Source organism: Cellulomonas citrea (assembly GCF_009829685.1).
In the GTDB taxonomy this organism is placed as follows: Bacteria; Actinomycetota; Actinomycetes; order Actinomycetales; family Cellulomonadaceae; genus Cellulomonas; species Cellulomonas citrea.
This window is the reverse complement of the sequence record NZ_VWSD01000111.1, coordinates 1-10,015: the sequence shown is the minus strand read 5'-3', so window position 1 is coordinate 10,015 and position 10,015 is coordinate 1. Positions and strand designations below refer to the sequence as shown.

13 protein-coding genes, 1 tRNA gene and 1 pseudogene are annotated in these 10,015 nt (G+C 73.7%); 8 read left to right on the top strand and 7 right to left on the bottom strand.

The annotated features are described in order from the left end of the window. The 8 genes from F2B26_RS11840 to F2B26_RS11805 form a co-directional block, all read left to right on the top strand. On the top strand, positions 1–360 hold a 360-nt coding region (locus F2B26_RS11840; protein ID WP_438939199.1), incomplete at its 5' end, for a Kae1-like domain-containing protein. A 5-nt stretch (positions 361–365) separates the two neighbouring features. Continuing rightward, the gene (locus F2B26_RS11835; protein WP_159809615.1) at positions 366–674 is read left to right on the top strand and encodes a HypC/HybG/HupF family hydrogenase formation chaperone; all 309 of its coding nucleotides are present in this window, start codon (positions 366–368) and stop codon (positions 672–674) included. Next, the gene (hypD, locus tag F2B26_RS11830; protein WP_159809609.1) at positions 658–1,764 is read left to right on the top strand and encodes a hydrogenase formation protein HypD; all 1,107 of its coding nucleotides are present in this window, start codon (positions 658–660) and stop codon (positions 1,762–1,764) included. The genes F2B26_RS11835 and hypD overlap by 17 nt, the downstream gene beginning before the upstream one ends. Beyond that, complete coding sequence (gene hypE, locus F2B26_RS11825; protein ID WP_159809607.1) at positions 1,765–2,838, top strand: hydrogenase expression/formation protein HypE; 1,074 nt, start codon at positions 1,765–1,767, stop codon at positions 2,836–2,838. It abuts the gene before it with no gap. 65 nt (positions 2,839–2,903) lie between these two features. Beyond that, positions 2,904–3,380 (top strand): CoA-binding protein, encoded by a 477-nt coding sequence (locus tag F2B26_RS11820; RefSeq protein ID WP_159809605.1) that lies wholly within the window; start codon positions 2,904–2,906, stop codon positions 3,378–3,380. A 43-nt stretch (positions 3,381–3,423) separates the two neighbouring features. Next, the gene (locus F2B26_RS11815) at positions 3,424–4,146 is read left to right on the top strand and encodes a VIT1/CCC1 transporter family protein (RefSeq protein ID WP_159809603.1); all 723 of its coding nucleotides are present in this window, start codon (positions 3,424–3,426) and stop codon (positions 4,144–4,146) included. 45 nt (positions 4,147–4,191) lie between these two features. Continuing rightward, entirely contained in the window at positions 4,192–4,650 is a 459-nt protein-coding gene (locus tag F2B26_RS11810) for a GNAT family N-acetyltransferase (RefSeq protein WP_159809601.1), read from the top strand. A 50-nt stretch (positions 4,651–4,700) separates the two neighbouring features. Continuing rightward, positions 4,701–5,051 carry a cupin domain-containing protein gene (locus F2B26_RS11805; RefSeq protein ID WP_159809599.1) on the top strand — a complete coding sequence of 117 codons (351 nt, stop codon included), beginning with the start codon at positions 4,701–4,703 and terminating at the stop codon, positions 5,049–5,051. Between the two features lie 230 nt (positions 5,052–5,281). Here the strand turns inward: F2B26_RS11805 and F2B26_RS11800 are convergent, their stop codons facing one another. The 7 genes and pseudogenes from F2B26_RS11800 to F2B26_RS11770 all read right to left on the bottom strand — a co-directional run. After that, positions 5,282–5,869 carry a hypothetical protein gene (locus tag F2B26_RS11800; RefSeq protein ID WP_235929636.1) on the bottom strand — a complete coding sequence of 196 codons (588 nt, stop codon included), beginning with the start codon at positions 5,867–5,869 and terminating at the stop codon, positions 5,282–5,284. 132 nt (positions 5,870–6,001) lie between these two features. Further along, complete coding sequence (locus tag F2B26_RS11795; RefSeq protein ID WP_159809597.1) at positions 6,002–6,508, bottom strand: MarR family winged helix-turn-helix transcriptional regulator; 507 nt, start codon at positions 6,506–6,508, stop codon at positions 6,002–6,004. Beyond that, on the bottom strand, positions 6,505–7,884 hold the full coding sequence (locus F2B26_RS11790; RefSeq protein WP_159809595.1) for an MFS transporter: 1,380 nt from the start codon (positions 7,882–7,884) through the stop codon (positions 6,505–6,507). Before F2B26_RS11790 ends, F2B26_RS11795 begins: the two co-directional genes overlap by 4 nt. A gap of 181 nt (positions 7,885–8,065) precedes the next feature. Continuing rightward, positions 8,066–8,141, bottom strand: a tRNA-Ala gene (locus tag F2B26_RS11785). A gap of 73 nt (positions 8,142–8,214) precedes the next feature. Then, a complete protein-coding gene (locus tag F2B26_RS11780; protein ID WP_159809593.1) occupies positions 8,215–8,910 on the bottom strand; it encodes a histidine phosphatase family protein in 696 nt (231 codons plus the stop codon). Beyond that, positions 8,907–9,290, bottom strand: a complete 384-nt coding sequence (rsfS, locus tag F2B26_RS11775) for a ribosome silencing factor (RefSeq protein ID WP_159809591.1) — start codon at positions 9,288–9,290, stop codon at positions 8,907–8,909. Before rsfS ends, F2B26_RS11780 begins: the two co-directional genes overlap by 4 nt. A 13-nt stretch (positions 9,291–9,303) precedes the next feature. Further along, a pseudogene (locus F2B26_RS11770) lies at positions 9,304–10,015 on the bottom strand (hypothetical protein); the annotation flags it as partial.

Here is a 10,015-nt window from a genome sequence, read left to right as displayed (position 1 = left end):
GGCTGGCGCACGGCCTCGGGGACGGACTCCCGGGTGGCCGTGCTCGACCCGGCGCCGATGCTCGACGCGCTCGTCGCCGGGCTGCGAGCGGGCCGGGACCGGGCCGCGCTCGCGTTAGGGTTTCACGTCTGGGTGGCGCGGGCGGTGCTGGCCGCGGCCCGTGACACCCGGACGGCCACCGGCGTCGACCACATCGGTCTGTCCGGCGGTGTGTTCGCCAACGTCCTGCTGCTGCGCTGCTGCACGGCACTGCTGGACGAGGCAGGGTTCCAGGTGGTTCGCCACCGGCTCGTCCCGTGCAACGACGGCGGGCTCAGTCTCGGTCAGGCCGTCCTCGCGGCGGCCGAGGGAAGGGAGTGACCACCATGTGCCTGGGGATCCCCGGCAAGGTCGTCCGGATCTGGGACGACCGCGGGACACCGATGGCGGACGTCGACTTCGGCGGCGCCAGCAAGGACGTGTGCCTGGCCTACCTGCCCGACCTGGCGATCGGCGACTACACGATCGTGCACGCGGGCTTCGCGCTCACCCGGCTCGACGAGGAGTCGGCCCTGGCGTCGCTGGAGATGTTCCGCGAGCTGGGCATGCTCGAGGCCGAGCTCGGCATCGTGCTGCCCGAACCGGCCGCTGCTTCCGCGGCGAGCGAGGAGGTCGGCGATGAAGTACCTCGATGAGTTCAAGGACCCGGTCATCGCCAAGCGGATGATCGACGACATCCTGGCCACCGCGACGCAGCGCTGGACCCTCATGGAGGTCTGCGGCGGGCAGACCCACTCGATCATCCGCAACGGCGTCGACACGCTGCTGGCCGATGCGGTCGAGTTCATCCACGGACCCGGCTGCCCGGTGTGCGTGACCCCGCTGGAGATGATCGACCGTTCGTTGGAGATCGCCGCCCGCCCGGACGTCATCTTCTGCTCGTTCGGCGACATGCTGCGGGTGCCGGGCACCGACAAGGACCTGTTCTCGGTGAAGGCCGACGGCGGCGACGTGCGCGTCGTCTACTCCCCGCTGGACGCCGTCAACATCGCCAGCGACCACCCGGACAAGCAGGTGGTGTTCTTCGGGGTGGGGTTCGAGACGACGGCCCCGGCCAACGCGATGGCGGTGGTGACGGCGCGCCAGCGCGGGCTCACCAACTTCTCCATGCTGGTCTCGCACGTGCGGGTGCCCCCGGCGATCCGCACGATCATGGACTCCCCCGTGACCCGCGTGCAGGGCTTCCTGGCGGCCGGGCACGTGTGCACCGTGATGGGCACCGCCGAGTACGGACCGCTCGTCGAGGACTACCAGGTGCCGATCGTGGTCACCGGGTTCGAGCCGCTCGACCTGCTCGAGGGCATCCGGCAGACCGTCGCGCTGCTCGAGGCCGGCACCCCGGCGCTGCGCAACGCCTACCCGCGGGCCGTGAGCCCGCAGGGCAACCCGGTCGCCCAGAAGGTGCTGGCCGACGTCTTCGAGGTGTGCGACCGGCAGTGGCGCGGCATCGGCATGATCCCCGCCTCGGGCTGGCAGCTGTCCCCCGCGTGGCGTGAGTTCGACGCGTCGTTGCGGTTCGACGTCGACGACATCCACACCGCCGAGCCCGAGGCCTGCCACTCCGGCGAGGTGCTGCAGGGGCTCATCAAGCCGTTCGAGTGCCCGTCGTTCGGCACCCTGTGCACCCCGCGCACCCCGCTGGGGGCGACCATGGTCTCGGCCGAGGGCGCCTGCGCGGCCTACTACGAGTTCCGGCGCCTGCAGGTGCCGACGAAGGTGAGCTAGATGTCCGACCTGCCGATCGCCCCGCTCGACGTCGAGGGCTGGACCTGCCCGGCGCCGCTGGCGCACCAGGACCGCATCGTGCTGGGGCACGGCGGCGGCGGTGTGCTGTCCGGTGAGCTCATCGAGCACCTGTTCCTGCCTGCGCTCGGCGGCGCGAGCAACGCCGAGATGCGGGACTCGGCCGTGCTCGACCGTCCGGGCGCCGGCCGGCTGGCGTTCACCACCGACTCCTACGTGGTCTCGCCGCTGTTCTTCCCCGGCGGGTCGATCGGCGACCTCGCGGTCAACGGCACCATCAACGACCTGGCGATGAGCGGTGCGCAGCCGCTCGCGCTGTCGGCCGGGTTCATCCTCGAGGAGGGCCTGGAGACGGCGCTGCTCGGCCGGGTGGCGCAGGCGATGGGCGCCGCCGCGCGGGCCGCCGGTGTGCCGGTCGTCACGGGTGACACCAAGGTCGTCGACCGCGGCAAGGCCGACCAGCTGTTCATCAACACCGCGGGCATCGGGGTGGTCGCCGACGGCGTCGACATCCGTCCGGCGCGGGCCACCCCCGGCGACGTCGTGATCGTCTCCGGGCTGGTCGGCGAGCACGGGGTGGCGATCATGTCGCTGCGCGAGGGCATCGAGTTCGGCACCACCCTCACCTCGGACACGGCAGCGCTGCACACGCTGGTCGCGGCGCTGCTGGCGGCCGTGCCCGACGTGCACGTGCTGCGCGACCCCACCCGGGGCGGTGTCGCCGGGACGTTGTGCGAGATCGCCGAGGTCGCCAAGGTCGGCATCGAGCTCGAGGAAGCGGCGGTGCCGGTGCCGGAGGCCGTGGGTGCCGCCTGCGGCTTCCTGGGGCTCGACCCGCTGCACGTGGCGAACGAGGGCAAGCTCATCGCGATCGTGCCGGCGGCGCACGCCGAGGCGGCGCTGGCCGCGCTGCGCGCGCACCCGCTGGGCGCCCACGCCGCGATCATCGGCCAGGTCGGTGAGGAGCACCCCGGGCTGCTCGTGGCCCGGTCCCCGCTCGGCGCCGGACGCGTGGTCTCCCGGCCGCTGGGCGAGCAGCTGCCCCGCATCTGCTGAGGTCAGCGCGCCGTCAGGACCTTCGTCCCCGACGCCGCCGCGTCGGCAGGTGCTTCGGTCGAGGCATGACCTCGATGCGTGCGGCGGCCGAGCAGTTCCTCTCCCAGCGACGGATCGCGGTGACCGGGGTGTCCCGGGACGCGGCGACGCACGGCGGCAACCCGGTGTACGTCCGGCTGCGCGAACGCGGCTACGAGGTGTTCGCGATCAACCCGAACGCCGAGACCGTCGAGGGCGACCCGGCCTACCCGTCGCTGTCCGCGGTGCCGGGCGGGGTGGACGCCGTGGTCGTGGCCACCGCGCCGGCGCACGCCCTGGGCACGGTGCAGGAGGCCGAGCAGCTCGGTGTGCGCTACATCTGGATGCATCGGGGCCCCGGGGGTGGCAGCGTGTCCCCCGAGGCGGCGGCCTACGGTCGCGAGCACGGGATGACGGTGCTGGCCGGGGGCTGCCCGCTCATGTTCGGACCGACCTCCGACGGCGGTCACCGGTTCATGTGCCGGATGCTGCAGCTCACCGGTGCGGTGCCCCGGACGGTCTGACAGACCGCTCGCCGCCGCGACAGATCGAACGAAGGAGCACCCCGTGGCGACCAGCGAGCCGGGCCTGCACGACGCCGAACCGCACAGCGCGGGTCTGGGCGCCCGCCTCAACTGGCTGCGTGCCGGGGTGCTCGGTGCCAACGACGGCATCGTGTCGGTGGCGGGCATCGTCATCGGCGTCGCGGGCGCCACCAGCTCGCTCACCGCGATCGTCACCGCGGGGCTCGCGGGCACGGTCGCCGGCGCCATGTCGATGGCCGGTGGTGAGTACGTGTCGGTGAGCACCCAGCGCGACACCGAGCGGGCCGTGCTGGACAAGGAGCGCTGGGAGCTGGAGAACCTGCCGGAGGCCGAGCTCGCCGAGCTGGCCGGGCTCTACGAGGCCAAGGGGCTGAGCCCGCAGCTCGCGGCCGACGTCGCCCGCGAGCTCACGGCCAAGGACGCCCTGCGCGCGCACGCCGAGGCCGAGCTCGGCATCGACCCGGACGAGCTCACCAGCCCGTGGGCGGCGGCCGGGGCGTCGTTCGCCGCGTTCACGGTCGGCGCCGCGCTGCCGATGCTGGCGATGCTGGCGCCCACCGACGGCTGGCGGATCTGGGTGTGCGTCGCGGCCGTCATCGTCGGGCTGGTCATCACCGGGACGGTCTCGGCGCACCTGGGCGGTGCGGACAAGGGCCGCGCCGTGGCCCGCAACGTCGGGATGGGCGTGGCGACGATGGCGTTCACGTACGGGGTCGGGCTGCTGTTCGGCACCGCGACGGCCTGAGCCGGCGCGGTCCCGTCCGGCTCCGCGGCCCCTACGATCGGGGCCATGCCTGAGGTCGACGCAGCACGGCTGCGCCCGTGCCGGGGTCGCGACGAGTGGCCCGTCCTCGTCCAGGTGTGGCTCAGCGCGGTCGAGGCGACCCACGACTTCCTCACGGCGGACGACATCGCCGGCTACCGCGCCCGGCTGAGCACCGAGTTCCTGCCCGCGGTCCAGGTGACGGTGGCCGAGATCGACGGTCGCGTCGTCGGGTTCGCGGGGCAGACCGGGCGCCGGCTCGAGATGCTCTTCGTCGACGCCGCCAGCCGGGGCCTCGGCGCCGGCTCGGCGCTGCTCGCCGCGGCGATGTCCACGACCCCCGGCCTGCTGGTCGACGTGAACGAGCAGAACCCGCAGGCTGTCGGCTTCTACCTGCGTCACGGCCTGCGCGTGGTCGGCCGCAGCCCTACCGACGGCGAGGGCCGTCCGTTCCCGTTGCTGCACCTCGCGGCGACGACCTCCTGAGCAGCACCGCCTCCATCCGCACGAGCCACCGTCCGAACGAGGAGCACCCCATGTCCGAGATCATCGCCACCGTGCTCGCCGACGCCGCCGGGGCCGCCCTGCCGGCCGCCCGGCCGAAGCCGACCTCGAGCACCGGCCAGCACGAGGCCGATCTGCCGGTGTGGTCCGCCGACGGCACCGAGACCGGGATCTGGGAGGTCGGGCCGGGTGTCTTCACGGCCACCCGCGAGGGGTACCACGAGGTCTGCCAGATCCTGTCCGGGCGCGCGACGCTCGTGCACCCGGACGGCACGGCGGTGGAGATCGCCGCGGGTGACCTGCTGGTGACGCCCGCCGGCTGGACGGGCACCTGGCACGTGCACGAGACGCTGCGGAAGGTCTACGTGACCCGCACCCTCTGAGGGCTCCGGGCTCGGAAGGCGCCGGGTTCCGAGGGCTCCGGGCTCTGGGGGACGCCGGCCGCTGTGCGTCGCGGCCCGGGCGCTCAGCCGGCCACGGGCGTCACCGCGTCCGTTGCGATGCCCGAATCTCCTCGTCACCGGCCCACCGTGGGACCAAGGTCCCAGAACGAACGACGGGGGCGGGGCGCCGAAGCGCTCCGCCCCCGTCGTGAGGTCGAACGTGCAGGACGTCAGGCCTTCTTGGCGTGCCGCAGACCCAGGAAGACGAAGATCGCCAGGATGACCGCGGCGGCGAAGGCGCCGATGGCGGCGTAGCCGGCGATGACGCCCATGGTGCCGAACGCGTAGGCGTTGAGCAGCAGGCCCCGCAGGGTGTCACCCATGAACATGGTCTGACGCAGCTGGCCGAGGGCCTTGCCCTCGTCGGTGGCCTTCTGCGCGTCGCTCATGGCGATGTACTCGCCGGAGATCTCCTCGTACGTCTTGCCCTTCGACATCGCGTCCATGTGAGCGCGGATGTAGTGGTTGGCGAAGGCCTCGGCCTGCGCACCGGTCGTCATGGCCTGACCTGCGAAGGGGGCCAGAGCGGCCTGGTCCTCGGCGGAGAGCTTGCCGTAGGCGTCCGAGGTCGGCATCGTGATGCCCTGCTCGACGAGCTGGTCGTGCACCTGGCCCTTGATGAAGGAGCTCGCGTAGAGCAGTCCGGCGCCTGCGGCGAGGAGCACCACGACCACCACAGCCCCGAAGAGGCTGACGAGGCGGTCCAGTGCCGGACGGATGGCGGTCTGGGTCGATGAAGAGGCGTTGATGTCGGACACAGGGACTCCCTGAGGGGCTGGACGCTCGACGGCGAGCGGTTTGTTGACTCCTCTACTGTGCCCCGCCGTGTGACGGATCACCTAGGCCTTAGGGCCGGGGGCCCCCATCCCACCTGCGGTTTCTCGGGCAGATCACGCACTGGTGCACGGTTGCGCGGTCGGCGGTGACGGTGCGTCGGCCCGGGCGTCGACCGCCTCGACGAGCTCGGCCAGCGCCGGCAGCGCCGCCCCCAGCAGCTCACGTGAGGTCGGGCTGAGCTCACCGAACGCCCGGCGGACCGTCGCCGTGCTGGTGGTGCGCCACCTGGCCACGGCGCGCTCCCCCTCCTCGGTGAGCGTGAGGGACACCGCGCGCCGGTCGCCGCCGCCGCTCGTGCGGGTGAGCAGTCCGCGGGCCTGCAGGCCGTTGACCAGGGTGGTCACGGAGTTGGGGGCCAGGTGGAGCAGCCGGGCGACCTGGCTGGGCCGCGACCCTGGGTTCTCCTGCACGCAGGACAGCAGCTCGAGCTGGGCCACCGAGAGGTCGTTGCCCGGGTCGTCGGCGCGGGCGGCCCGCCGCATGGCACGTCGCAGCCGGGCGATGGCGTCGGCCAGCGCGACCTCCTGCGACACGGTGAGCGCGCCCTCGGGTGGGCTCATCGGGCCGGTTCCTCGGGCCGGGTCACGGCGGCGGTGAGCGCGGTGCCGGCCGCGACCAGGACGAGCGTCCCGACCGCGAGCCGCGGCCCCACCTCGGGCCGGTGCAGCACCGCGGCGATGTGCAGCGACCACGTGACGGCGGCGATCCCCAGCGCCGTGCCGAGCCCGCGGGCCATGTTGACGAGCCCGCCCCCGGTGGCCGACATCCGCGCCGGGACCGCGCCCATGATCGTGACGTTGTTCGCCGGGATGAACACCCCGAGCCCGAGCCCGAGGACGAGCAGCCAGACCGCCGTCCACACCGGGCGGGTGGGTGCCACGAGCAGCACACCGGCGGCCAGCACGCAGGTGAAGGAGCCGACGAGCCCGGCGACACGCCCACGGCCGGGGACGAGCCGCTGGGCCGAGACCGCCGTGATCGCGAACCCCGCCGGCAGCGCCGTGAGCACGAGCCCTGCGGTGCCGTGCTCGCCCAGCACCTGGGGGAACAGCGCGAGCGGGCCGAAGAGCACGAGGTAGGCGCCCAGCGCCCCCAGGAGGCCGATCCGCACGGCGCGCGGGCGCAGCACCTCGAGGTCCACGAGCGGGTGCGCCGCGCGCCGCTCCCACTGCACGAACCCGAGCCCCGCGGCCGCCGCTGCCACGAGCAGCCCGATCGCGACGGGGGCCGCCAGCGCCAGCCCGGAGACCGCTGACAGCCCCAGGAGCAGCGCGGTGGTCGAGACGCCCAGCAGGCCGGTGCCCACCCAGTCGAAGCGTCCCAGCGGCGTGCGTTCGCGGGTGCGCGGCAGCAGGTAGTGCGCCGCGACGACGGCCACGACGCCGACGGGCACGTTGACCCAGAACACCCAGCGCCACCCGAGCGAGGTGACGAGGATGCCGCCGAGCGCCGGGCCGAGCGCGAGCCCCAGCGCCTGGGCGCCGGCCTGCAGCCCGAGCGCCGCCCGCCTCTGCTGCTGGCGCACGCTCGTGACCACGAGCGCGACGCTGTTGGCCTGCAGCATCGCCGCACCGACCGCCTGCACCACCCGGGAGGCGATGAGCCAGGTCAGCCCCGGTGCGAGTGCGCAGGCCGCCGACGCCGCCGTGAACACCACGAAGCCGAGCGAGTACACCAGCTTGCGGCCGACCGCGTCGGCGATCCGCCCCGCCGCCGCGACCAGCCCGACGAGCGTGAGCAGGTACGCCAGCGACACCCACTGCACGGCCGCCAACGACGCACCGAGCTGCCTCTGCAGCGCGGGGAAGATCAACGTGACGATGCTCGCGTCGAGCTGCCCCATGAACGCCCCGAAGCAGACCGTCCCGACGGCCCACCAGCCCGCCCACGGGTGCTCACGCACCGCGCGCGGCCGAGCCGACTCGTGGACGTTCACGGCGCCTCCCGCTGGCCGGGCACGTTGTTCTGTCACAGAACAAGGTAGCCGACGTCGGGCGGGGGCGCCTGGGCGGGCCGGGCACGCGCGGATCGGCCGCACACCCCCCACACACACGAAGAGAGCGACCGCCGAAGCGATCGCTCTCTGTTCCGTGCTCCGGATCCGCACCCGGTCGTTCTGGTGGAGCTGAGGGGATTCGAACCCCTGACCCCCTGCATGCCATGCAGGTGCGCTACCAGCTGCGCCACAGCCCCGAGTCCTTCGCGAGAAGGCTTCGTGCGCCCCGGAAGGCGCCCGGTGAGTCTAGGACACACCAGGCCCGGGACGCTAATCCGGGTCCCGCATCCCGGTGTCCGGGCCCTCCGAGGGCTCCGGGTCGGGCCCGGCGTCCCAGTCGCGCGAGGCGTCTGTGGGCCCCAGGTTGTAGCCGTGCAGCCGCCAGGCCGGGCCGACGGGACCCCTGGCCGGCGAGAGGTTGGCCCAGTGGGCGTTGCGCATCCCGGTGAGCCCGTGCCAGCCGGCCGGGACGTCGAGCATGGTCGAGATCCCGGCTGCGATGGCCGAGCCGTGCGAGACGACGACGAGCGTCCCCGTGGTCAGCGCCGCGGCGTGCTCCTCGACGGCCTGCGCCATCCGGGTGCCGACCTCGGCGCGCGTCTCGGCGTCGACGCCCTGCGGGTCCAGCCCGGCCCGCCACCGTGCGTACTCGTCGGGCCAGGTGGCGGTGATCTCCTCCCCCGTCATCCCCTCCCAGACGCCGAAGCTGCGCTCGCGCAGCCGCGGGTCGGTGAGCACCGGCAGCCCGGTGGCGTGCACCAGGAACTCGGCCGTCTGACGGGCCCGCACGAGGTCGGAGCAGACGATCGCGGCCGGCTCGTGGTGGGTGAGCATCGCGGCGGCGGCCATCGAGGCCTGCCAGCGCCCGACGTCGTCGAGCGGGATGTCGACCTGGCCCTGCAGCCGGGCCTGGAAGTTGTACGCCGTGCGACCGTGCCGCCAGGCCAGGACCCTGGTCGCCGTCACGCCTGCACCGGCCCGGCCAGGACGTCGTCCGGCAGCGGGATCACCGGGCAGTCCTTCCACAGCCGTTCGAGGGAGTAGTAGCCGCGGTCCTCGGCATGCTGCACGTGCACCACGAGGTCGCCGAAGTCGAGCAGCACCCAGCGGCCCTGGGACTTGCCCTCACGGCGCACCGGGGCGGTCCCCATGCCGTGCAGGGCCTCCTCGACGGCGTCGACGATGGCGCCGACCTGCCGCTCGTTGGTGCCGGACGCGATGAGGAACGCGTCGGTGAGCACCAGCTGGCCGCTCACGTCGAGAGCGACGAGGTCCTCGGCCTTGCGGTCGGACGCGGCGCGGGCCGCTGCGATGGTCAGGTCGATCGCTCGCGCTGATGCGGGCACAGATCTCCTTGGGTCAACGGGTCGGTGGGCCGAGCGCGGCCACCGACTGGACGAGGGTCCCGACGCCCAGGGCGCCGGTGGTGCTGGAGCTGGCCTTGTCCAGCAGCAGGAAGATCACCCAGCCGAGCACGAAGGCCACGAGGGCCAGCACGACGAGGTGCAACCAGGTGTACGAGCGCTGCTTGACGACCGGGGCCTCGTCGTCATCCGCCAGGTCCGCCGGGGCGTCCGTGATCATCACCGGCTCGCCGTCGGGGGCCGGTGTCGGCACAGGCTCCCACATTGCCTGCGGGGGCGCCGGGACGGTCTCGTGCACCGGCTGCGCGGCGGCCGACGGCAGGGTGGGCGAGGCCGCGGCGGCCGACGCAGGGGTGATCGCCGCCCCCGGGAACGCCGCGGCTGCCGTCGGCGCAGGAGGCGACGGCTGCGGGAGCACGGGCGAGGTCGGCTGGGCGACCGAGGACGCCGTCCGACGCATCGGTGCAGCGTCGGGGTCGGGGATCGGCGACTGGGACGGCAGGGGGCGCCACCCGGTGGCCGGTGCCGTCCCTGCGGGCTGCTCGGGCGCCGGCGGGGCCGTCAGCCCACGGTCCCGCCAGGAGGCCCGGGCGGGGGTCTGCGGTGCCGGGTCGGGCGACGGGGCGAAACCACGCACCGTGGGCCCGTCAGCGGCCGGCGCGGTGGGCGTCCAGGTACCGGTGGGGATCGGGTGCGAGGTCGCCGGC